The 20,976-nt window shown below is 50.5% G+C and carries 23 protein-coding genes and 2 tRNA genes; 12 read left to right on the top strand and 13 right to left on the bottom strand.

The window, feature by feature from the left end; genetic code table 11:
- Positions 1–37: 37 nt before the first annotated feature.
- Positions 38–112: transfer RNA gene (locus AF_RS06545), tRNA-Glu, on the top strand.
- Positions 113–316: 204 nt separating this feature from the next.
- Entirely contained in the window at positions 317–853 is a 537-nt protein-coding gene (locus tag AF_RS06540; protein WP_010878790.1) for a TIGR00267 family protein, read from the top strand.
- A gap of 41 nt (positions 854–894) precedes the next feature.
- Here the strand turns inward: AF_RS06540 and AF_RS06535 are convergent, their stop codons facing one another.
- Genes AF_RS06535 through AF_RS06505 form a run of 7 tightly spaced genes read right to left on the bottom strand, consistent with a single transcriptional unit; the run spans position 895 to position 7,274 of the window.
- Positions 895–2,043: an acyl-CoA dehydrogenase family protein gene (locus tag AF_RS06535; protein WP_048064691.1), complete on the bottom strand. Its 1,149-nt coding sequence runs from the start codon at positions 2,041–2,043 to the stop codon at positions 895–897.
- Positions 2,044–2,045: 2 nt separating this feature from the next.
- Positions 2,046–2,456: a Zn-ribbon domain-containing OB-fold protein gene (locus AF_RS06530; RefSeq protein WP_010878788.1), complete on the bottom strand. Its 411-nt coding sequence runs from the start codon at positions 2,454–2,456 to the stop codon at positions 2,046–2,048.
- Positions 2,457–2,460: 4 nt separating this feature from the next.
- Positions 2,461–3,639, bottom strand: coding sequence for a thiolase C-terminal domain-containing protein (locus AF_RS06525; protein ID WP_010878787.1), 1,179 nt, complete (start codon positions 3,637–3,639; stop codon positions 2,461–2,463).
- 20 nt (positions 3,640–3,659) lie between these two features.
- Positions 3,660–4,148, bottom strand: a complete 489-nt coding sequence (locus tag AF_RS06520; RefSeq protein WP_010878786.1) for an ATP:cob(I)alamin adenosyltransferase — start codon at positions 4,146–4,148, stop codon at positions 3,660–3,662.
- Positions 4,132–5,172, bottom strand: a complete 1,041-nt coding sequence (meaB, locus tag AF_RS06515; RefSeq protein WP_010878785.1) for a methylmalonyl Co-A mutase-associated GTPase MeaB — start codon at positions 5,170–5,172, stop codon at positions 4,132–4,134. Before meaB ends, AF_RS06520 begins: the two co-directional genes overlap by 17 nt.
- A complete protein-coding gene (locus AF_RS06510; protein WP_010878784.1) occupies positions 5,169–5,585 on the bottom strand; it encodes a cobalamin B12-binding domain-containing protein in 417 nt (138 codons plus the stop codon). The genes meaB and AF_RS06510 overlap by 4 nt, the downstream gene beginning before the upstream one ends.
- Before the next feature lie 9 nt (positions 5,586–5,594).
- Complete coding sequence (locus AF_RS06505; RefSeq protein WP_010878783.1) at positions 5,595–7,274, bottom strand: methylmalonyl-CoA mutase family protein; 1,680 nt, start codon at positions 7,272–7,274, stop codon at positions 5,595–5,597.
- Positions 7,275–7,391: 117 nt separating this feature from the next.
- Here AF_RS06505 and AF_RS06500 point away from each other — a divergent pair, with 117 nt between their 5' ends.
- The 4 genes from AF_RS06500 to AF_RS06490 are packed head-to-tail and all read left to right on the top strand — an operon-like array spanning position 7,392 to position 11,080.
- A complete protein-coding gene (locus tag AF_RS06500; protein ID WP_010878782.1) occupies positions 7,392–9,152 on the top strand; it encodes an acyl-CoA synthetase in 1,761 nt (586 codons plus the stop codon).
- A 6-nt stretch (positions 9,153–9,158) separates the two neighbouring features.
- A complete protein-coding gene (locus tag AF_RS13490) occupies positions 9,159–9,431 on the top strand; it encodes a hypothetical protein (protein ID WP_244372730.1) in 273 nt (90 codons plus the stop codon).
- Positions 9,410–9,979 carry an acetoin utilization protein gene (locus AF_RS06495; protein WP_010878781.1) on the top strand — a complete coding sequence of 190 codons (570 nt, stop codon included), beginning with the start codon at positions 9,410–9,412 and terminating at the stop codon, positions 9,977–9,979. The genes AF_RS13490 and AF_RS06495 overlap by 22 nt, the downstream gene beginning before the upstream one ends.
- A 42-nt stretch (positions 9,980–10,021) precedes the next feature.
- The gene (locus AF_RS06490) at positions 10,022–11,080 is read left to right on the top strand and encodes an AAA family ATPase (RefSeq protein ID WP_010878780.1); all 1,059 of its coding nucleotides are present in this window, start codon (positions 10,022–10,024) and stop codon (positions 11,078–11,080) included.
- On the opposite strand, the gene trxA is transcribed toward AF_RS06490, so the two are convergent.
- The 3 genes from trxA to AF_RS06475 form a co-directional block, all read right to left on the bottom strand.
- Entirely contained in the window at positions 11,077–11,481 is a 405-nt protein-coding gene (gene trxA, locus AF_RS06485; protein ID WP_010878779.1) for a thioredoxin, read from the bottom strand. The two genes, AF_RS06490 and trxA, sit on opposite strands and share 4 nt — an antisense overlap.
- Before the next feature lie 61 nt (positions 11,482–11,542).
- Positions 11,543–11,845, bottom strand: a complete 303-nt coding sequence (locus tag AF_RS06480; RefSeq protein ID WP_010878778.1) for a hypothetical protein — start codon at positions 11,843–11,845, stop codon at positions 11,543–11,545.
- A gap of 2 nt (positions 11,846–11,847) precedes the next feature.
- Positions 11,848–12,438: a hypothetical protein gene (locus tag AF_RS06475; protein WP_048064361.1), complete on the bottom strand. Its 591-nt coding sequence runs from the start codon at positions 12,436–12,438 to the stop codon at positions 11,848–11,850.
- Positions 12,439–12,484: 46 nt separating this feature from the next.
- On the opposite strand from AF_RS06475, the gene AF_RS06470 reads away from it, so the two are divergent.
- From AF_RS06470 to AF_RS06450, 5 genes are all read left to right on the top strand, one after another.
- Entirely contained in the window at positions 12,485–12,991 is a 507-nt protein-coding gene (locus AF_RS06470; RefSeq protein WP_010878776.1) for a type 1 glutamine amidotransferase domain-containing protein, read from the top strand.
- A 29-nt stretch (positions 12,992–13,020) separates the two neighbouring features.
- Positions 13,021–13,095, top strand: a tRNA-Arg gene (locus tag AF_RS06465).
- Between the two features lie 168 nt (positions 13,096–13,263).
- A complete protein-coding gene (gene argB, locus AF_RS06460) occupies positions 13,264–14,136 on the top strand; it encodes an acetylglutamate kinase (RefSeq protein ID WP_010878775.1) in 873 nt (290 codons plus the stop codon).
- Positions 14,133–14,903 (top strand): sugar phosphate isomerase/epimerase family protein, encoded by a 771-nt coding sequence (locus AF_RS06455; protein ID WP_231487448.1) that lies wholly within the window; start codon positions 14,133–14,135, stop codon positions 14,901–14,903. The genes argB and AF_RS06455 overlap by 4 nt, the downstream gene beginning before the upstream one ends.
- Complete coding sequence (locus tag AF_RS06450) at positions 14,900–16,123, top strand: TIGR00300 family protein (RefSeq protein WP_010878773.1); 1,224 nt, start codon at positions 14,900–14,902, stop codon at positions 16,121–16,123. The genes AF_RS06455 and AF_RS06450 overlap by 4 nt, the downstream gene beginning before the upstream one ends.
- Here AF_RS06450 and AF_RS06445 read toward each other — a convergent pair.
- Positions 16,113–16,754 carry a type 1 glutamine amidotransferase gene (locus AF_RS06445; protein WP_010878772.1) on the bottom strand — a complete coding sequence of 214 codons (642 nt, stop codon included), beginning with the start codon at positions 16,752–16,754 and terminating at the stop codon, positions 16,113–16,115. The two genes, AF_RS06450 and AF_RS06445, sit on opposite strands and share 11 nt — an antisense overlap.
- Before the next feature lie 61 nt (positions 16,755–16,815).
- On the opposite strand from AF_RS06445, the gene AF_RS06440 reads away from it, so the two are divergent.
- Positions 16,816–17,100: a hypothetical protein gene (locus AF_RS06440; protein WP_010878771.1), complete on the top strand. Its 285-nt coding sequence runs from the start codon at positions 16,816–16,818 to the stop codon at positions 17,098–17,100.
- On the opposite strand, the gene larB is transcribed toward AF_RS06440, so the two are convergent.
- Positions 17,065–17,754 carry a nickel pincer cofactor biosynthesis protein LarB gene (gene larB / locus AF_RS06435; RefSeq protein WP_010878770.1) on the bottom strand — a complete coding sequence of 230 codons (690 nt, stop codon included), beginning with the start codon at positions 17,752–17,754 and terminating at the stop codon, positions 17,065–17,067. The genes AF_RS06440 and larB overlap by 36 nt on opposite strands.
- A complete protein-coding gene (carB, locus tag AF_RS06430) occupies positions 17,741–20,971 on the bottom strand; it encodes a carbamoyl-phosphate synthase large subunit (protein WP_010878769.1) in 3,231 nt (1,076 codons plus the stop codon). Before carB ends, larB begins: the two co-directional genes overlap by 14 nt.
- Between the last annotated feature and the right edge of the window lie 5 nt (positions 20,972–20,976).

Raw genomic sequence — 20,976 nt, 5'->3', positions numbered from 1 at the left:
CAGAAAGTTTATAAACACATTGGCCAAGCAGAGATAAGCTCCGGTGGTGTAGCCCGGCCAATCATACGGGACTCTCGATCCCGTGACCCGGGTTCAAATCCCGGCCGGAGCACTGCTTTTTATTTGTCGTAGTTTCGTCAGGGTGAAGTTGTGTTTCATCTAAAAACTCCTGCCACAAACTTCCGATTGCTTTGATTAATGCCGACTACAAAGATTTTGCACTATCTAAATCTTTAAGCTACAAAGTTAGCTCTTGAAAACCCATTCATCTTCGTTTTGAACGGCAAAATTCTTAAGGCATTTGCCAACTCTTTTCGTGGAAAGGCAGTTTGTGAGAGGGTTTATTGACGGAGCCCTTTCGGTGCTCGGAGTTGTGCTCGGGGCTTCAGGGGGACAGCTGGATGTTATAATTTCCGCCGGGATTGGAGGAGGGGTGGCTAACGGCATTTCAAATGTGTTTGGTGCGCTCACGGCTGAAAGAGTTGAGGAGGAGAAGGAATTCCGCGAGCTTGAAAAATCTATGCTGGTTGAGCTGAGGGATACCAGGCTGTACAAAGAAGTTAGAAAGAGAGTTATTATGAGCGGAATGATTGACGGGCTATCCACTATTCTGGGTAGTGTTGTGCCGGTCTTGCCATTCGTCATTGCCTTCTTCGTGGGTTTTTCCGTTCAGTCAGCCATTATCTGGTCGGTCTCTCTGACGGCACTCTCTTTGGCTTTGATCGGCATAATATACGGCAGAATTTCAAGAGAGCATCTTTTAATTTCGTCCGCAAAAATGGTTGTTATGGGTTTGGTAGTGGCTCTGTTCTCAATAGCCATTGAGAGAGGCGTCCATTTTCTTATGAAGTAACCTCAGAGCTTGTGCGGAGAGAGTGGGAAAAAAGACAAAAATTACCGCTTAACCCTCCCCATCAGACTCCTCGCAATCACAATCCTCTGGGCCTCGCTCGTTCCCTCGTAAATCGTCCCGACTCTTGCATCTCTGTAGTAGCGCTCGATGTCGTACTCCTTGCTGTAGCCGTAGCCGCCAAAAACCTGCAGAGCCTCATAGGTAACCTTTACAGCAGCCTCGCTGGCGAAGAGCTTCGCTGCTGAGCTTATGGCGGGTACGGGCTTACCCTGGTCAATAAGCCACGCAGCCTTGTAAACCAGCAGCCTTGCAGCTTCGATATCCTTCCACATGTCGGCGAGCTTGAACTGAATCGCCTGATGCTCTATCAAAGCTTTCCCGAACGCCTTTCTCTGCTTCGCGTACTCCAAGGCTCTCTCGTAAGCTCCAACAGCCATTCCCAAGTGGAGAGCTGCAATCTTAACCCTGCTCTCGTTGAAGAACTCCATCAGCTGGTAGAATCCCCTGTTCTCCTCCCCGAGGAGGTTTTCAGCGGGAACTCTTACATTTTTCAGCGTTATCTCAGCCGTATCGTGGCAGTTCAGCCCCATCTTCTCTATTCTCCTCGCCTCGTACCCCTCCCATGCTGGCTCAACGATAAAGGCTGAAATCCCTCTGTGGGGAGGCTCGACTTCAGCGGTCTTTGCGAGGACGATGGTGTGCCCAGCAACGCTTCCATTGGTGATGAAGGTCTTGGAGCCGTTTATCACCCACTCCTCTCCCTCCTTAACGGCCTTTGTTCTCATGGCAGCGACATCAGTACCGCAGTCGGGCTCTGTGATGGCTATTGCCGAAGGAGCTTTACCCTGAACGACGGGTGGGATGTATTTCTCCTTCTGCTCCTCACTTCCATATCTCAGAACCATTGGAACTCCGAGAATTGCCAGATCAACTGCAGTCCCAATGCTGCTGTCAGCTCTTGTAAGCTCTTCGCTGATGATAGCCTCTCCGAGGTAATCCAGCCCCGCTCCACCGTACTCCTCAGGAACGCTCGCCCCTACATAGCCAAGCTTCGCAGCCTTTCTGAAAATCTCCATCGGATACTCCCTCTTCTCGTCATACTCCTTGCCGTAGGGCATTATCTCCTTCTCTGCAAACTCCCTCACTGCATTCTGGAGCATTCTGTGGTCCTCATCAAGCTCGAAGTTCATCTTCACCCCTCTAACCTGAACATCGGCACAACCCTTCTCTTCTTGTCTGGATAGAAGGGCTCAGTGGGGAACTCCTTGCCGTAAACGGAAACTCTTGCGCCGATTAAATCCTGCCCGAACTTCTCTATCTCCTCGTTGGGCAAGTCAATCCTCCCAACAATCCACGGCCCCTCATCGAGCTCGACCATGGCAACTGTGTAGGGAGCTTCATTTGTGTAGCCTGAGGGGGCCACGTAGGTTGTTGTGAAGGTCCTTATAACACCCTTACCGCTCAGCTCAACAGCCTCAAGATTCCTGCTTCCGCAGTTATCGCATGTAGCCTTCGGCGGGCAGGTGTAGCTCCCGCAGTCACCGCACTTCTGGCCTATGACTTTCCCCTCCAGCAGGGCGTTGAAGAAGTCCACGAACCTCATCCCTTCACCTCCTGTGAACGCTCAAAATTATGTTCACCAGCGTTCCGAAGTCCCCGCCAAGCGTGTCGGTCATTCCCGTCTCCGCATCCTTCACCGGATTCTCCTTGAACTCTCCCCTTAGCTGCTTAACCACCGAGTAAACCTGCGAAACTCCCGTCGCACCCACAGGATGCCCCTTGCCAATCAGCCCGCCGTCTGGATTGACTGGCAGGTCACCATCAATACTCGTTACACCCTCCTTCACCGCATAGCATCCCTGCCCGTACTCGAAGAATCCCATGGCCTCTAAGGCGATAATTTCGGCGATGGTGAAGCAGTCATGAACCTCCACAAAGTCGATGTCCTTGGGAGTCATATTTGCCTCCTTAAAGGCCATCTCTGAAGCTTTCCTTCTCGGTATCGCTCTGATGATATCCTCCTTCTGCCTGAAAAGCCCTCCCGCTGACGATTGCCCTGTTCCCCTTACGTAAACGGGCGTGTCAACGAGCTCCTCTGCCAAGTCGGCAGCTGCAATGATTGCAGCGCTTCCACCGTCGGTCATCGGGCAGCAGTCCAGCAGCGTTAGGGGCGAGCTTATCATCCTTGAGTTCAGAACATCCTCAACCTTCAAATCACCAAGCTTCCCGTAGAACTGCGCCTTGGGGTTTATCGCCCCATACCTGTGGTTCTTTACGGAGACCATCGCCATCATCTCTCTGAGCTCCTCAAGCGGTATCTCATACTTCTTGGAGTAAAGCCTCGCTGCGAGGGCGAAAACTCCGGGGAACGTCAGCCCTGCGGTAATCTCGTAAACGCCATCTACCGCAGTCGCTAAAGCCCTCGTTCCTATTTCCGTTCCAGCGGTGTAGAGCCTCTCGCTCCCTCCAACCGCAACAATGTCGTAGTAGCCTGCAGCAACGGCCCTCACAGCTTCCCTGAAAGCAACGCTGGATGAAGCGCACGCCCCCTCGTATCTTATAGCTGGTATACCCCTCAGCCCTATCTCGTCCGCCATGAAGCCCGAAAGATTGCCTGAGCCGTCCGTCATCTCACCAACAAAGTTACCGTAGTATAAGGCCTGAATGTCCTTCAGCTCGATGTTGGACTCCTCAAAGGCCTCATAAAAGGCCTCTGCAAACAAATCGACGAGAGATTTATCGGGATGCTTCCCGAACTTCGTCATTCCAACTCCCAAAACCGCCACATCTCTCAAACTAACACCTCCTAAATTTCCTCAAAATCTCCTCCACCTTCCTTCAGAATCATGAGGTAAAGCAGGTAGCTGAGCTTGTTCAGCCACTCAACCACCAGAAGCCTTGCTTTTCCCTCTCTGTAGAGCCTCACCGCCTGCCTTTCAGCCCTCCTCACCACTGCTCTTGCAACACTGAGAAAGGCGGTGCTCTCATCCTTCTCAAGAATAATGAAGCAGTGGGGCTTTTTCACAGACCTTTCAAACTCCTCAACTCTCTCAAGCATCCACTCCAAATCCTTCTCGCTCAGCTTTTGAAGGGAGGGCTCAGCTCCCACAAGGAAAAGCATTTTCTGAATCTCCAGAAGCGTCTCCCTCACCTTCTCGTCCTTTGAGAAAACTCTCGCAAGGCCGATGAAGGCGTTTGCCTCATCAATTGTCCCGACATACCATGTGAAGCTGGAGTCCTTGTCTACTATCTCCCCTTTCCCTGTTCTCGTGAGGGAGCTATCCTTTGCCAGCATTGTGAATTACCTCCTCGACAATTTGTTCTGCAGCGGTGTAGGGGTCGGTCTCACCTTTCAGCAGCTTCACCAACAAATCCCTGTAGTTTGTTTTCTCCTTGACGAGCTTGATTACGTCGTTCATCACGATTTCAAAGAGCTCCCTCTTCACCCTCTCCCTTCTCCTCTTCTCTATCAGCCCTGTCTTCTTCATGTAGTCAAAATGCTCCTCAATGGCATCCGCAAGCTCCTTTATCCCCTCTCCTCTGTCGGCGACGGTCTTAATGACGGGTGGATTCCATCCCTTTCTACGCTCAAAGAACTCTCCACTCTGCACTCTCGCCTCATCAGCGTGGGTCATCTGAGAAAGCATCTGCACGCTCTCCTCATCGAGGGAGAGCATGTATCTCAGCCAGCGCTCCACCTTCTCCGCCCCTCCCAAGTCAGCCTTGTTTACAACGTAAATATCTCCAATCTCAAGGATTCCGGCCTTGTTCACCTGAATCTCATCCCCCGTTTCAGGCATCATCACGACAACCGAGGTGTCTGCAACCTCAATGATGTCCACCTCGCTCTGCCCTGCCCCAACAGTTTCGACGAGAATGACGTCGAAGCCGAAGGCATCCAGCAGCCTTACAACATCTCCTGTTTTGGCTGCCAAACCTCCAGCCCTGCCGCGAGAGCTCATGCTTCTGAAGAAAATGCCCGGATCTGTCCAAAGCTGTTTTCTTGAGTCCATCCCGTCCAGCCTCAGTCTGTCTCCCAGCAGCGCTCCTCCCGTGAATGGCGAGCCGGGGTCGATGGCGATGATACCAACCTTCTTTCCCCTTCTCCTGAACTCCTCCGTCAGCTTGCTCACCAGAGTGCTTTTTCCCACGCCGGGAAAGCCTGTCAAACCGACAACGTGAGCCCTGCCCGTTTTGGCAAAAATTTGTCTCATTATCTCCTTCGACTCTGGATACTCGTTCTCAACGTAGGTTATTGCTCTGGCCAAAGCCCTTCTGTTGCCCGAAAGCAATCCCTCAACAATTTCCTCAGGTTTCATTCTTTCTTCCTCTTTTCTGGCAGCTTGGTTTTGATAAACTCAACAATTTCCGAAATGGGGGTGCCGGGAATAAACACTTCATCAACCCCCATCTTTTTCAGCTCGACAATATCGTCTGTCGGAATAACTCCACCAACGAGGATCAGCATCTCATCTGGATTGCCCCCGTATTCCCTTATGTAGTTTATGACCTTCGGCACTAAAGCAAGATGAGCACCGCTGTGAAGACTTATGCCCACAACATCCACGTCTTCATCCACTGCAGCCATCGCCACCTCCTGCGGTGTGCGGTGAAGGCCAGTGTAGATGACCTCAAAGCCAGCATCTCTCAGAAATCTCGCCAGAACCTTCGCCCCCCTGTCGTGCCCATCAAGCCCTACCTTCGCAACGAGCACTCTGATTTTTTTCTCCATTTCACCACCTCAGATGATTATCGGCTTCTTGTAGGTGCCGTAAACCTCCTTAAGCACACCCATTATTTCTCCAATCGTCGCATAGGCCTTAACAGCCTCCATTATCGGAGGCATGACATTTTCATCGTTTTCGGCAGCGTTTCTCAACCACTCCAAAGCCTCCTTCACCGCCTCATTGTCCCTCTCGGCCTTGACCTTCCTCAGCCTTTCAATCTGCCTTCTCTGAACTTCTGGGTCAACCTTCAGAATGGGAATCTTAAGCTCCTCCTCAATGGTGAACTTGTTCACGCCAACAACTATCCTTTTGCCCTCCTCAATCTCCCTCTGGTATCTCGCAGCTGCATCTGAAATCTCTCTCACAAAGAACCCGTTCTCTATGCCCTTAAGCACACCTCTGAGCATGCTGCCCTCACCCATCTTCCTTATGTCCTCGATGTACTTCCATGCGAGCTTCTCCATCTTGTCAGTAAGCCACTCAACGTAGTAGCTTCCTGCAAGCGGATCGACAACGTTGGGAATTCCGCTCTCGTAAGCGATAATCTGTTGCGTTCTCAGTGCAACTCTCACGGCCTCCTCGCTCGGCAAAGCCCAAGCCTCATCAAAGCTGTTGGTGTGCAATGATTGAGTCCCGCCAAGCACCGCAGCCATAGCCTGAATCGTTGTCCTCACGATGTTGTTCAGGGGCTGTTGAGCCGTCAAAGAGCAGCCTGCTGTCTGGGTGTGGAACTTCAGCCACCATGAGCGGGGATTCTTGGCTCCATATTCATCCCTCATAATCTTGGCCCACATCCTCCTTGCAGCCCTGAACTTCGCAATCTCCTCAAAGAAGTCGTTGTGGGAGTTGAAGAAGAAGCTGAGCTGTGGGGCAAGGCGGTCAATGTCTATCCCTCTCTCCATCGCAGCCTCAACGTAGGCCATTCCGTCAGCAATTGTGAAAGCAAGCTCCTGAACTGCTGTTGAGCCAGCCTCTCTGATGTGATAGCCAGAGATGCTGATTAAGTTGAATTTAGGCACGTTTTCAATTCCCCACTCGAAGATGTCAACAATTATCTTGAGAGATGGCTCGGGAGGCAAAACGAGAGTGTTCTGGGCGTGGAATTCCTTCAGCATGTCGTTCTGAATTGTCCCTCTGATTTTCTCCTTTGGAACTCCCTGCTTTTCTGCGATGGCAACGTACATTGCCAGTATGATACCCGCAGGAGGGTTGATGGTGAAAGACGTCGAGACCTTATCAAGCGGGATGCCGTCGAAGAGAATCTCAAAGTCCTTAAGCGTGTCAACGGCAACTCCTACTTTGCCCACCTCTCCGTCTGCAAGCGGGTCATCGCTGTCCACGCCCATCAGAGTTGGAAAGTCGAAGGCTGTGCTCAAGCCCGTCTCACCCTCTTCGAGCAGCATCTTCCATCTTCTGTTGGTGTCCTCTGCGGTGCCAAAGCCCGAGAACTGCCTCATAGTCCACAGCCTTCCGCGGTACATGTTCGGATAAACTCCCCTCGTGAAGGGAAACTCTCCCGGATAGCCGATGTCTCTCACAAAGTCTATGTGTTCAATGTCCGTTGGATCATAAACTGTATTAACTTCAATGCCGGATAGTGTCTCGAACTTTTCTTCTCTCTGCCCAGCTTTTTGCAACCACGGTTTGAGACATTTCTCTTCCCATTCTTTCCTTTTCTCATTTATATTCGTCATTGTTCATATGTCATTGTTCTGAAAACTTAAAACTTTTCATTTAATTCAATTCGAATCAAAATTCTTAAATACTATGTAAAAGATGTGTGATTAAAAATGTAGGTAAGGGAGGTTGTTATGAAGATGGAGGAGATATATAGGGAATTTATCGAATTGACGAAGTTGCCAGACAATGAGACGAAGGAAAAGGCCATGGAAGAGTTTTTCAGAAAGCTGAACACGATGCAGCTGCCTGAGTACTTCAACTGGGCGGAAGAAATCTTTGAGGGAGTTCACGTGAAGGATAGGGGGAATCAGAAGGCCCTGATATGGTCGAACATTGAGACGGGAGAAAAGAAGGAATACACCTACGAGCAGTTTGCTGCTGAAGGAAACAGGATTGTTAACTTCCTGAGGGGACACGGCGTGGAGAAGGGGGACAGCTTCTACATGATGATTCCCCTCCTGCCCCCAATATGGTTCGCAACCTTTGCAACTGTCAAGGGAGGGTTCATAGGAGTTCCCACCGCTACAACGATGACGGTCAGAGACCTTGAATACAGGTTCAAAGTTTACCCGCCGGTTGCAATTATGGCCGACGAAGCTTCAGCCAAAACAATTGATGAGGCTTTAAGCAACGTTGGTGCGGAGCCAAAAGTCAAAATTGTTATCGGAGACAGGAGCGGATGGGAGAGCTACGATTCCCTTAGCAAGGAGTCGTCGGAAGCTGAGGCTGCAAAGACGAAGTGGGACGACATAATCTTCAGCTTCTTCACCTCGGGAACGACGGGATTGCCGAAGAGAGTTGCCCACACCGCTACATCCTACCCAGTGGGCCACCTCATGACAGCATGCATAATCAATGTGCAACCGGGAGATATTCACCACAACCTGAGCGCTCCGGGATGGGCGAAGTACGCGTGGAGCTCCTTCTTTGCCCCTCTTAACGTCGGAGCCACTGCGACCGGTTTCTACTACACGAGGCTGAACGGTGACCTTTACCTTCAGGCTGTGTCCGAGTTCAAGGTCAACACCTTTTGCGCCCCGCCAACAGCATGGAGGCTGTTCATGTTCGCAGACATAGGAAAGTACGACTACTCGGCATTGAGGGATGTCGTTAGCGCTGGAGAACCACTCAACCCCGAACTCTACGAGCAGTGGAAGAAGTACACCGACACGGAAATCAGGGACTTCTACGGCCAGACGGAGAGCACCGCAATGATAGGCAACCCGCCGTGGTTCAAGGGAGGCAAAATCATTCCCGGCTCTTTCGGCAGGCCCACCTTCATGTACGACGTTACTCTCGTTGATGATGAGGGCAATGAAATAACGAAGCCCAATGAGGTTGGCCACATCGTCGTCAGGCTTGATCGCTGGAGGCCGATTGGGCTGTTCAAGGAGTACATGGGCGACCCTGAGAAAACGGCCAAAGTTTTCGTTGGAAAGTACTACTACACGGGAGATAAGGCGTTCTTCGACGAGAAGGGGTACTGGTGGTTTGTTGGCAGGGCTGATGATGTCATAAAAACTTCTGATTACCGTGTCGGACCATTTGAGGTTGAGAGCGCCCTTATTGAGCACCCTGCAGTTGCTGAGGCTGCTGTTGTTGGAAGCCCGCATCCCATAAGGTATCAGCTCGTCAAGGCCTTCGTCATACTTGCTCCGGGCTACGAGCCATCAAGGGAGCTTGCTCTTGAGCTGTTCATGCACTGCAAGAATATTCTTGCGAGGTACAAGATACCCAGGATAATCGAGTTTGTTCCCGAGCTGCCCAAGACCATCAGCGGTAAAATAAGGAGAGTTGAGCTGAGGCAGATTGAGGAGGAGAAGAGGAAGAAGGGAGAGAAGGGGGAGCACGAGTACTTCTACGACGACTTCCCTGAACTCAAGTCTTCCTAAATTTTTATGTTTACTGGTGTTTTTTATCACCCTTCTTTCAGCAGAAGAAGCTATCTCACACTGGGAACAAGGCTGAGAGACTTTCCCGAAGCTTTTGCAGAAATTGAGAGCCCAAAATTGAAGATTATCGAATCGCCAGCAGTCGATGAGGAGCTGATTTTGAAAATACACACCAAAGAGCACCTTGAAGGGGTGAAAAAGGACCCTCTCTGCTCGACAGCCTGGCACTCCGCAGGGGAGTTGTTAGGGCAGCGGAGATGGTTTACTGCGAAGAGCTGAAAAACGCCTTCTGCTACATCGGAGCTGGGGGGCATCATGCAGGCAGAGATTACTTTTGGGGATACTGCTGCTTCAACGACGTGGTTCTGGCGATTCAAAACCTCTACGACAAGTTTGGTGAGCTCAGGGTTGCCATCATAGACACCGACGCGCATCATGGCGATGGAACGAGAGAGCTTATTGAGCTCAATGATTTCAAAGCGCTGCACTTCTGCATTTGCGACAGAGATTACGTATCGGAAGACGGGCTAAAAATCGACGTCAGCTACTTTACCCACTCTTACAGAGATGCTGTTGAAATGTTCTGCGATCAGGCTAAGAACTTCAATCCGGACATCCTTTTCTGGTACTTCGGCCATGACACGCACGTCGGGGATTACGGAGATATCGGTCTGAAAGTTAGGGACTACAGGGAGATAGCAGTAAAGATTAAACAGCTGGCAGAAGAGATTTGCAACGGAAAGCTTGTTGTGGTTCTCGGGGGTGGAAGCATTCCGGAGATAGCCAGAAGTTCAACGCTGACGGTTATACGCGTCTTGCTGGAGTGACGATAAAAAGACATATTAAGCAGAGGAGCAAATATTGTGTGAATGGCAAAGAGGGAAACGGCTGAGTTGAGATACCTGATAGTTCGTCCTTTGGGCTACCCCCTCAAGGCGAGCTATCACGAATATCCCCAGGTGGATAATCCGAAGGTCTTTGATGTTTACGCTAAAGACCAGTGGAAGGGGGAGTTTGTGCACAAGAACAAGCTAATTTTCGATATGAGGATGTTTCCCGACTTTGCCTTTGAGGTAATCGACTGCGACCCGCCATCGGGGTACATTTCGGACTCCACGATAATCCTCGTGGAAAGCGACCCCAGAGTTATCGAGACCGAAATTGTCAGAGACATCACGCTGGACGATGTGGTTGGGCAGGAAGAGGCAAAGAGGAAGGCAAAGGTCATTCTTGAGTATCTCAGGAATCCAGAAAAGTTCGGCAAGTGGGCTCCGAAGAACGTGCTCTTCTACGGCCCACCCGGCACAGGTAAGACGATGATGGCCAAAGCCCTGTCCAACGAGGCAAAAACACCCTTTTTGTCGGTGAAGTCAACGAAGCTTATCGGAGAGCATGTTGGTGACGGAGCGAGAAGAGTTCACGAGCTCTACGAGAGGGCAAGGCAGCTTGCTCCCTGTATAGTCTTTCTGGACGAGTTCGATGCAATAGCCCTTGACCGAGGCTATCAGGAAATCAGGGGCGATGTTTCGGAAATTGTGAATGCCCTGCTGACAGAGCTTGACGGGACGAACAGCAACGAGGGGATATGCACGATTGCTGCAACAAACAGAGTTGAGCTGCTTGACGCATCGATAAGGAGCAGATTCGAGGAGGAGATAGAGTTCAGGCTGCCCAGCTATGAGGAGAGACTTGAAATCCTAAGGAGAAACCTTGAAGAATTCCCAGTTCCTGTTAAGGCCAGGCTTGAGCTTGTTGCTGCTGCATCGGAGGGATTCAGCGGCAGAGACCTGGTTGAGAAGGTGATAAAAGCCTCTCTGCACAAGGCGATTGCGGAGGGAAAAGATAAAATAGAAACCGAAGATTTGCTCACGGCTGCCGAGAAGGTCAAGATGCCCTCAAGACAGCCGCCCAAGCAAATGTTCGTTTAGAGATTCCTCTGAACCCATCTCTTCAGCTCGCTTTTCGGCATTGCTCCCACAAGCTGGTCCACCGGCTTTCCTTTTTTGAAAAATATCAGCGTTGGAATGGCTGAAATTCCGTACCTTGCCGCGATGGTTGGATTCTCGTCTGTGTTCAGCTTTCCGAACACCACCTTTCCCGCGTACTCCTTTGCCAGCTCCTCAATAACCGGAGCAATCATTTTGCACGGCATGCACCACTCCGCCCAGAAGTCCACTACCACGTTCTCGTTGTTTTTCAGCGTCTCGTCGAAATTCGATGAGTTCAGCTTTACCGGAGAATCCAAAACCTTTCTAGCCTTCTCCTCACCACTCATTTTCTGCATCATCTCCTTGAGTTTTTTCTGTCTGATTAGCTCTAACTCGTCCATGATTTAGGCTTTTTGATTTCTTGTTAAATCACTTTCGCAGTTTTGACCAAACCGGTCAAACTCATGTTCCGAACACTGCTGCCCTCAGCATCTCCAGAATGTTCACACCGTTGGCCTGTAGGACCAAATTCAGCACTGCTCCAATCACAGCACCCACAATAAGGGCGGAAAGCACTCTGACTTTAATTATCAGAATCAGCGCGATAACCAGCATTACAAGCGTTGAAGCAACGCCAAGCTGAGAAAGCTGAGCCTGCGCGTCGCTGACGACGTCACTCATCAGGCTTAGGAGAGTTGCTATACCGCTGAGACCGAAAAGGAGCCCTACAATTAAGCCAATTAGTGTTACGCTCGTCTCGCCCATAATCAGAGTTGCTTCGGAGAATTAATATTTTTCTTCATTTTCTCCTCAAGCCTCCTCCTCATTGCTGCATTGTCCACCTGCTTCACCGCTTCAGCAATCTCATCTTTCAAGTCGATTCTCTCCTTCTCACCAAGCTCCATGAGAGCCAAAGCCCTGTAGTAGGGGTCTGGAATCATTCTCGCAACCCTTAGACTCTCAGGGTAATGCCTCTTCATGGCAACCCTTTTCAGTGAAGCTGAGAGAAGTCTGACGTCCGAAATCTTCGTGGTTAAATTAAGATCACCAGTTTTTTCGAGAAGCACACAGTACGCCAGATTTTTGCGGTAGCTGCTTTCAATCATCTCGGCAATTTCAGGCAAAGCCTCTTCGGAGCGCTCCACTATCATGAGATAGTCTTCGTCAGTTTCAGCCATCTCAACGGCATCTTTGAGGTATTCGGGGTTTCTCGTTAGTTTGAAGAGGGTTAAGAAGCCGAAAATCTTTGCTTCCCTGTCTTCAAAGCTTCTGACAACCTTTTCAGCGAGATTAACGTCTTTTTCCGCTATTTTTTCTACCTTCTCGGCAAGCTGAAGGTTTCTAAGTTTTCTCTCCACAAGTAAGATTGGGAAAAGGTAAATATTAGGTTTTTGAGCTGTTATCATGAGGGTGCTGATTCTGGCTGAGAATGAATTTGAGGACCTCGAGCTTTTCTACCCGCTCTACAGGCTCCGGGAAGAGGGGTTAGAGGTGAAGGTCGCCTCATCGTCTCTCGAAGTCAGGGTGGGGAAGAAAGGCTATCAGGTGAGGCCGGATTTAACCTACGAGGATGTGAAGGTTGAGGATTACGCCGGGCTGGTCATCCCTGGCGGAAAGTCCCCTGAAAGGGTCAGAATAAACGAGAGGGCTGTTGAGATAGTCAAGGACTTTTTGGAGCTTGGAAAGCCAGTTGCAGCCATCTGCCACGGACCTCAGCTTTTGATATCGGCGATGGCCGTTAAGGGAAGAAGAATGACGTCCTGGATTGGAATAAGAGACGATTTGATTGCAGCGGGAGCCCTTTACGAAGACAGGCCGGTTGTTGTTGACGGGAACGTAATAACCTCCCGTATGCCCGACGACTTGCCGTACTTCTGCGGGGAGCTTATCAAAATCCTTAAGCGATACTGATATAAACACCAATGCCCCCCTACCCTTAAGGGCCCGTGGCTCAGCATGGATAGAGCGACGGCCTTCTAAGCCGTAGATCGCGGGTTCAAATCCCGCCGGGTCCGCTCCAATCTAAAGATTTTTCAAGGCTACTACCATTCAGCAGCTTTACAATTGCTCAGCAGATTGCCTGAGCCATCCACGCCGATTTTGGGAATCCAGGCAGTTTTTAACACTTGCCTCCAGCAATGCGGTCTGATAATCCTTAAGTATCCCAACCTGAATCTGGACACATGGAAAACGTGGAACTGCTGATCGAGGCTCTTCCATATATAAAGGATTTTCACTCCACCACGATGGTTATCAAGATTGGCGGTCATGCGATGGTCAACGACAGGATTCTTGAGGACACCATCAAGGATATAGTGCTTCTTTACTTCGTCGGTATAAAGCCGGTGGTGGTGCACGGCGGTGGGCCCGAGATTTCCGAAAAAATGGAGAAATTCGGACTGAAGCCCAAATTTGTTGAAGGACTGAGGGTGACTGATAAAGAGACAATGGAAGTTGTGGAGATGGTTCTGGACGGAAAGGTCAACTCTAAGATTGTTACGACCTTTATAAGAAACGGCGGCAAGGCCGTTGGCCTTAGCGGGAAGGACGGTTTGCTGATTGTGGCCAGAAAAAAGGAAATGAGGATGAAGAAGGGTGAAGAGGAGGTAATAATCGACCTCGGCTTTGTTGGGGAGACCGAATTTGTAAATCCCGAAATTATCAGAATTCTGCTTGATAACGGGTTCATTCCAGTCGTGTCCCCCGTGGCAACCGACCTTGCGGGAAACACCTACAACCTGAATGCCGATGTTGTTGCGGGAGACATTGCTGCAGCTTTGAAGGCGAAGAAGCTCATCATGCTAACCGACGTTCCGGGAATACTCGAGAATCCGGATGACAAATCAACGCTGATTTCCAGAATCCGGCTGTCAGAGCTCGAGAACATGAGAAGCAAGGGAGTCATAAGGGGAGGCATGATACCCAAGGTCGATGCCGTCATTAAGGCTCTGAAAAGCGGAGTTGAGAGGGCCCACATAATCGACGGCTCACGTCCCCATTCCATACTGATAGAGCTTTTCACTAAAGAGGGAATCGGGACGATGGTGGAACCGTGATATCGGCGAAGCTCGGAATGCAGCCCGATGTGAGGCACTCTCCGAAAGAGGCCTTTGAGTTCGCCGCAAACAACGGTTTCACCCATGTCGAGATTCTGATGGACCACCCCCTCTACTCTCTTGAAAATCTGAGCTTTGCTGAGGTAATTGAGTTGAAGTGGAGCTATGATCTGGACTTGCTCATCCACGCCCCGGCAACGAGCACGAACTTCATTTCGATAAGCAATGAGATGAGAAAGGCCAGCTACAAGGAGATGAGCAAGGTCTGCTACTTTGCCGAGAAGTGCGGGGCGGAGGTGGTGACGTTCCACATAGGCTGGAATCCGGCCTTCATAAACAACGGCAATTTCTACTTCAACAAATCCCTTTTCGACAGGCACAACGAGAGCGTTCTGTTGAATGAGTTCCTGCCCTTCGTAAAAACCTGCCCAGTTCAGCTCGCTCTCGAAAACACTATCATGATAGAAGACGGTCTGGAGAGGGCTTTGAATGAGATAATGGGCAAAACCACACTCGGGCTCACGATAGACGTAGGGCACTACAACATACGGGAAAACCCCTTCTTCCTCAAAAACTTCGACAGAGTTGTTAACATGCACCTGCACGACAACGACGGCACCGCAGACCAGCATTTAGCTCTCGGCCGCGGAACTGTTGATTTGAGTAAATTCAACCTGAACAGATACACAGGTTTTTTAACCATTGAGACAAGAGAGGAAAAATCCATAATTGAAAGCAGGGATTACCTGATGAGGGTGATTGTATGAAGGCAAGAGAGGTTGAGTTTGAGGGGCATCTGATTGACTCCATGATTTTTACGAAGGCACTGGACATTATACTCGACCTTGATGGCGAGTTCGAGATTCTGGAGTTCAGAGTAGGTAAAAAGAAAGATGACCCGAGCTATGCAAGGATGATAGTCTTTGGGAGGGATGACGCTCACCTTGAGCAGATTCTGAAGGAGCTTCACAAAATAGGGGCGAGGATTCCCGATATAGAGGAGGTTGAGCTAGCCGAAGCTCCTGCTGACAAGGTTCTCCCCGACGGCTTTTATGTGACTACAAACCACCCCACATTCGTTAGATACGGCGGAGAGTGGCTGCCAGTTGAGGACATCAGCATGGACAGAGTGATAGTTATCAGGGATGGGAGGGCTTACTGCATACCAATCGATGAGGTCGTCAGGGGCGACAGGGTTGTGGTGGGCGAGAAGGGTGTGAGGGTCGTCCCTCCAGAGAGGCCGAGAAAATCGACCGTTTTTGAGTTCATGGGGGGCAGAGTTTCCTCGGAAAGGCCGACCGAGAGGATGATTGAGGCAATTGCAAGGGAGATTTACGAGCTGAAGCTCAAGGGCGGGAAGATTGCGGTCGTCGCTGGTCCGGCAGTTGACCACACCTCAGCCAGAAATGCCTTGGCCGCCCTGATAAGGGACGGTTACGTTGATTTGCTCCTTTCAGGGAATGCTTTAGCCGTGCACGACATCGAAATCTCAATCTTCGGCACCTCCCTTGGAATGGACATCTGCAAGGGCAGGCCAGTGCCAGGAGGAAACAGACACCACCTCTACACCATAAGCAAGGTTATCGCTGCTGGGGGCATAAAGAAGGCCATAGAGAAGGGGATAATCAAGGACGGCATAATGTACGAGTGCGTTAAGAACAATGTTCCCTTCATCCTTGCAGGCTCAATAAGAGATGACGGCCCGCTTCCTGAGGTCATCACAGACGTCATGGTGGCGAAGAAGAAGATGAAGGAGGCTCTGAGGGGAATAAACATGGTTATAATGCTCGCAACGATGCTTCACAGCATCGCCGTTGGCAACCTTCTGCCATCATATGTCAAAACAATCTGCGTTGACATGAACCCTTCAACGGTGACGAAGCTCATGGACAGGGGAACGCATCAGGCCATAGGGGTCGTTACAGATGTGGGCCTCTTCCTCCCACTGCTCTACCTGAAAATAAAAGAGATTGAAGCTAAAGAGTGAGGAAGAACTCCACAAATTTTTCGCACAGCTCGTTGTGGGCTTTTATTTTCTCCCTGCTCTCCTCCACAATTCTCTTTTTCTCCTCCTCACTCAGTGTTTTATCCTTTGAAACCCACTTCTCAATAAGCTCAAGTGTCATCTCGACGTGGAACTGAAGGCCCAGGGCTTTTTCCGCAATAAAGCACTGATTTTTCACCTCCTCCCCCTCGTAAATTAGCTCTGCGTTCCGCGGCAGGTCGAAGGTGTCTCCGTGCCACTGGAAAACCTCTATTTCGTCCGGCAGAGGAACATCCGCCACCCTTCTGACCCTTCTCCACCCTATTTCCATGATGTAAGGATAAACCCTTCCGCCGAGAGATGCTGCAATAAGCTGAGCCCCGAGGCAGATTCCCATCACCGGCTTCTCCCTGTACGTTTTTCTTATCAGATCCATTTCCCACTTCAAAAAGGGGTACTTCTCAGCCTCATAAACTCCCATCGGCCCTCCAAGAATAACGATAGCGTCAAAATCTGCCATTTTTGTTTCAGAATAGGCCTCTACGTAGTAGTAATCCACGCCCTCTCTGCTGAGCACCTCTTCGAGGTATCCCAGACCCTCCGCGGGATGGTTTTTTATGGCAGCAAAAATCATGTTGGTGTAAATGCACAGCTGAAAGTAAAGTTTTTGTTTGGTGCTGTCGACTCAAGCTTGCATGCGTGCAGCAATTGCAGTGCTGTTCATTGCGTTAGTAGGCCTCGCAACCTATCACCTCGTGATGAGCCAGGCAAATCCCGAACTGAGGACAGTGGATATCGAGGGAAAAAAGCTAATCCTGAGAGGATTTGAAAATCCAGCTGTGAAGGTTAAAGGGTGCGGCGAAGAAGCTCTACTGCACGGCAGCATTGTTGAGATTCCGCTAAACTGCAGCAAAGTGAAGGTGGAGGTCTACTCCGAGGGCAGGTTAGTCTTCTCCAGCAGCCTTTCTCTTAACCCTTGAGATTAAAGCTGCGAAGACTGCTGCGCCAAAGCCGTTGTCTATGTTCACCACCGCCACACCTGAGGAGCAGCTCTGTAGCATTGCAAAGAGCGTGGTTATCCCGCCGAGGTTCACGCCGTAGCCCACCGAGGTTGGGACTGCTATAACAGGAACGTCAACAAGCCCTGCTATAACTGATGGCAGAGCCCCCTCCATTCCCGCCACAACAATTGCACTATCAACGTTCTCCTCCCTGATTCTCTTCACCGGCTCAACAATGCGGTGAAGCCCTGCAACACCCACATCGTAGAATCTGAGCACCTCAAGACCGAGAAATTCTGCCGTTACTGCAGCCTCCTCAGCAACAGGAATGTCCGAGGTTCCGGCAGTGAGAATGGCAACCTTTCCTGCTTTAGCTGAAACAGGTTTCCCCACTATAGCTATTCTGCCCCTCTCGTTAATCTTTACCTCCTCAAAGCTTTTAAGAGCTTCAATCTGCTCCCTGCTGAGTCTGGTAACGAGAGTGGATTTCCCCTCCTCGATGAAGCGCTTTACTATTTTAACAAGATCCTCAACGCTCTTACCCTCTGCAAAAACTGCCTCCGGCTTTCCTGCCCTTTCAAACCTCTCAAAGTCCAGATTCGCCAGATTTTTCAATTCATCAGCTCTCCTCATGGTACTCCTGAATGGACTTAACAACCATCTTTCTCGACTTCACTGCTTCTATAGCCCTCACCGCCGCCATCGCTCCAGCAAGAGTTGTGATGTGGGCAACTCCATAATCCACTGCAGCCCTCCTTATCATGTAGCCCTCAGTCCTTCCCCTCTTGCCCGAGGGCGTGTTGATGATTAAGTCAACCTGCCCGTTCACAATGGCATCGAGAATGTTGGGCCTTCCCTGACTTATCTTGAGGATTAAATCCGCCTCTATACCATTCTGCACAAGAAAGTCCCTCGTCCCGTCAGTGGCAATAATCCTGAATCCCAGCTCCTTGAACTTTCTTGCAAGGTAAAGCAGCCTGTCGTTCTTGTCCTTCCTCCTTACGCTGATGAAAACTGTCCCCTTCAGGGGAAGCTTCATTCCCGCAGCCAGCTCAGCCTTGTAGTAGGCAAGGCCGAAGTCGTAGTCTATGCCCATAACCTCTCCCGTTGACTTCATCTCAGGCCCGAGGACGGGGTCAACACCGGGAAGCTTTATGAAGGGGAACACAGCTTCCTTCACAGCAACGTGCTTCAGCTTCAGCTTCTCCTTAACTCCAAGCTCTCTCAGCTTCTTGCCCATCATAAGCTTTGCGGCAATTTTTGCCAATGGAATTCCAGTAGCCTTGCTCACGAAGGGAACCGTTCTGCTCGCTCTCGGATTCGCTTCAAGGACGTAAACCTTACCGTCCTTAACAGCATACTGTATGTTTATAAGCCCCACAACGTTGAGGGCGAGGGCCAGCTTCCTCGTGTAGTCGACAATGGTGTTAATGGTGACTTCATCCAAGGAAACTGGTGGTAAAACACACGCAGAGTCACCGCTGTGCACTCCAGCCTCCTCGATGTGCTCCATTATTCCCCCAATCACCACCTCTTCCCCATCGCAGAGGGCATCAACCTCAACCTCAATGGCATCCTCAAGGAACTTGTCGATCAGAATGGGTTTCTCAGGGCTGACTTCCAAGGCTTCAGTTATGTATCTCTCAAGCGTCTCCTCGTCGTAAACAATCTCCATCGCCCTCCCGCCAAGAACGTAGCTCGGTCTTACAAGCACAGGAAATCCTATCTTCCTCGCAATCTCCTTGGCCTCCTCAAGGCTGTGGGCGATGCCGTTCTCTGGCTGCGGGATGTTCAGCCTTTCCAGCAGCTCAGCAAACCTCTCTCTGTCTTCAGCAATGTCTATGGAGTCAACTGATGTGCCCAGAATTCTCGCCCCGCTATCCTCAAGCTCCCTCGCTATGTTGAGCGGCGTTTGCCCGCCAAACTGGACTATAACTCCCTCAGGCTGCTCGTTTTCGTAGATGTTCATGACATCTTCATGGGTTATCGGCTCGAAGTAGAGCCTGTCGGAGGTGTCGTAGTCGGTCGAGACTGTTTCAGGGTTGCAGTTGACCATAATCGTCTCGTATCCCTCATCCTTCAGGCTGAAAACAGCATGGACGCAGCAGTAGTCGAACTCAATGCCCTGCCCTATTCTGTTCGGGCCAGCTCCGAGAATCATGACCTTCTTTCTCTCACTCCTCAAAGCCTCGTTCTCATCTTCGTAGGTGGAGTAGTAGTAGGGCGTTTTGGCCTCGAATTCCGCAGCGCAGGTATCAACCATCTTGTAAACAACTCTGAGCCCTTTGCCCTTCCTTACTCTCCTTACCTCCCTTTCGGTGGTGTTGAAGATCACTGCAAGCTGCCTGTCTGAATAGCCGAGCTCCTTGGCCTTCTTCAGAATCTCCTTCGGAACTTCCTCAATGCTCATCCTCTCCGCAATCTGCTTCAGCTGCTCCTCGAACTCGACAAGGTTCTTTATTTTGTCTATAAACCACGGGTCAATCTTAGTTAGCTCGTAAATCTCATTAACGCTCATCCCCTTCTGCAGTGCATAGCGGATGTAGAACACTCTGCTTGCATTTGGATACCTCAGCCTCTCTCTTATCTCCTCCATCGTCACCTCCTTGTCCTTTCCATCGCACCCCAATCCGTATCTGCCTATTTCGAGGCTCCTTATTGCCTTCTGCAGAGCTTCTTCAAAGGTTCTGCCGACAGCCATAACCTCTCCAACGCTCTTCATCTGGCTGCCCAGCACTTGGTTAGCAGTGGGGAACTTGTCGAAGGCGAATCGGGGGATTTTGACCACAACGTAGTCAATGGTCGGCTCGAAGCTGGCCGGGGTCTCCTTGGTTATGTCGTTGGGTATCTCATCGAGGGTGTAGCCGACGGCAAGCTTTGCAGCGATCTTGGCTATCGGGAAGCCAGTTGCTTTTGAGGCTAAGGCTGAAGACCTGCTAACTCTCGGGTTCATCTCTATGGCAACAACTCTGCCGTTTTCAGGATGGACTGCAAACTGGATGTTGCTACCTCCAGTTTCAACGCCAATCTCCCTGATGATTTTGATTGCAGCATCCCTCAGATACTGGTACTCAACATCAGTCAGCGTTTGGGCTGGAGCAACGGTGATGCTATCACCTGTGTGAACTCCCATGGGGTCGAAGTTCTCGATGGAGCAGATTATGACGACATTATCAGCCAAGTCCCTCATAACCTCAAGCTCGAACTCCTTCCAGCCCAGCACTCCCTCCTCAATGAGCACCTGATTGATCATAGACATTTTTATTCCCCTTTCAGCAATCTCTCTAAGCTCCTCCCTGTTGTAGGCTATTCCACCTCCCGTCCCTCCGAGGGTGAAAGCTGGCCTGACAACTACTGGATAGCCGATTTCGTCGGCAATGGCCAAGGCCTCGCTGACATCATGGGCAACATCGCTTTTTGGCACGTCAAGGCCTATTTTTCTCATAGCCTCCTTGAAAAGCTCCCTATCCTCAGCCTTCTTTATTGCCTCAAACTTCGCTCCAATGAGCTCAACCCCATATTTGTCCAGAACTCCCATTTCAGTGAGCTGCACAGCAAGGTTCAGGGCGGTCTGCCCTCCGAGAGTTGGGAGAAGGGCGTCAGGAGTTTCCCTCTCTATGATTTTCGCCACAATTTCGGCATCCAGCGGTTCGATGTAAACTCTGTCCGCCATCTCTGGATCAGTCATAATGGTTGCTGGATTTGAGTTGACCAGCACAACTTCATAGCCTTCTTCTCTCAGAGCCTTGCACGCCTGACTTCCTGAGTAGTCAAACTCCGCAGCCTGCCCTATGACAATCGGCCCGCTCCCTATGACCATGATTTTCCTTATATCCTCTCTCTTCGGCATTAACC

Origin of the sequence: Archaeoglobus fulgidus DSM 4304, from assembly GCF_000008665.1 — an archaeon.
Lineage (GTDB): Archaea > Halobacteriota > Archaeoglobi > Archaeoglobales > Archaeoglobaceae > Archaeoglobus > Archaeoglobus fulgidus.
Note: the sequence above shows the minus strand (reverse complement) of the source record. Positions and strands in the feature narration are given on the sequence as shown.

Bases quoted from the DNA above. Each gene is read 5' to 3' on its own strand.
- AF_RS06535 (WP_048064691.1), bottom strand. From the start codon at position 2,043: ATGAACTTCGAGCTTGATGAGGACCACAGAATGCTCCAGAATGCAGTG.
- AF_RS06530 (WP_010878788.1), bottom strand. From the start codon at position 2,456: ATGAGGTTCGTGGACTTCTTCAACGCCCTGCTGGAGGGGAAAGTCATA.
- AF_RS06520 (WP_010878786.1), bottom strand. From the start codon at position 4,148: ATGCTGGCAAAGGATAGCTCCCTCACGAGAACAGGGAAAGGGGAGATA.
- meaB (WP_010878785.1), bottom strand. From the start codon at position 5,172: ATGAAACCTGAGGAAATTGTTGAGGGATTGCTTTCGGGCAACAGAAGG.
- AF_RS06510 (WP_010878784.1), bottom strand. From the start codon at position 5,585: ATGGAGAAAAAAATCAGAGTGCTCGTTGCGAAGGTAGGGCTTGATGGG.
- AF_RS06505 (WP_010878783.1), bottom strand. From the start codon at position 7,274: ATGACGAATATAAATGAGAAAAGGAAAGAATGGGAAGAGAAATGTCTC.
- AF_RS06500 (WP_010878782.1), top strand. From the start codon at position 7,392: ATGAAGATGGAGGAGATATATAGGGAATTTATCGAATTGACGAAGTTG.
- AF_RS13490 (WP_244372730.1), top strand. From the start codon at position 9,159: ATGTTTACTGGTGTTTTTTATCACCCTTCTTTCAGCAGAAGAAGCTAT.
- AF_RS06495 (WP_010878781.1), top strand. From the start codon at position 9,410: ATGGTTTACTGCGAAGAGCTGAAAAACGCCTTCTGCTACATCGGAGCT.
- AF_RS06490 (WP_010878780.1), top strand. From the start codon at position 10,022: ATGGCAAAGAGGGAAACGGCTGAGTTGAGATACCTGATAGTTCGTCCT.
- trxA (WP_010878779.1), bottom strand. From the start codon at position 11,481: ATGGACGAGTTAGAGCTAATCAGACAGAAAAAACTCAAGGAGATGATG.
- AF_RS06480 (WP_010878778.1), bottom strand. From the start codon at position 11,845: ATGGGCGAGACGAGCGTAACACTAATTGGCTTAATTGTAGGGCTCCTT.
- AF_RS06470 (WP_010878776.1), top strand. From the start codon at position 12,485: ATGAGGGTGCTGATTCTGGCTGAGAATGAATTTGAGGACCTCGAGCTT.
- argB (WP_010878775.1), top strand. From the start codon at position 13,264: ATGGAAAACGTGGAACTGCTGATCGAGGCTCTTCCATATATAAAGGAT.
- AF_RS06450 (WP_010878773.1), top strand. From the start codon at position 14,900: ATGAAGGCAAGAGAGGTTGAGTTTGAGGGGCATCTGATTGACTCCATG.
- AF_RS06445 (WP_010878772.1), bottom strand. From the start codon at position 16,754: ATGATTTTTGCTGCCATAAAAAACCATCCCGCGGAGGGTCTGGGATAC.
- AF_RS06440 (WP_010878771.1), top strand. From the start codon at position 16,816: ATGCGTGCAGCAATTGCAGTGCTGTTCATTGCGTTAGTAGGCCTCGCA.
- larB (WP_010878770.1), bottom strand. From the start codon at position 17,754: ATGAGGAGAGCTGATGAATTGAAAAATCTGGCGAATCTGGACTTTGAG.
- carB (WP_010878769.1), bottom strand. From the start codon at position 20,971: ATGCCGAAGAGAGAGGATATAAGGAAAATCATGGTCATAGGGAGCGGG.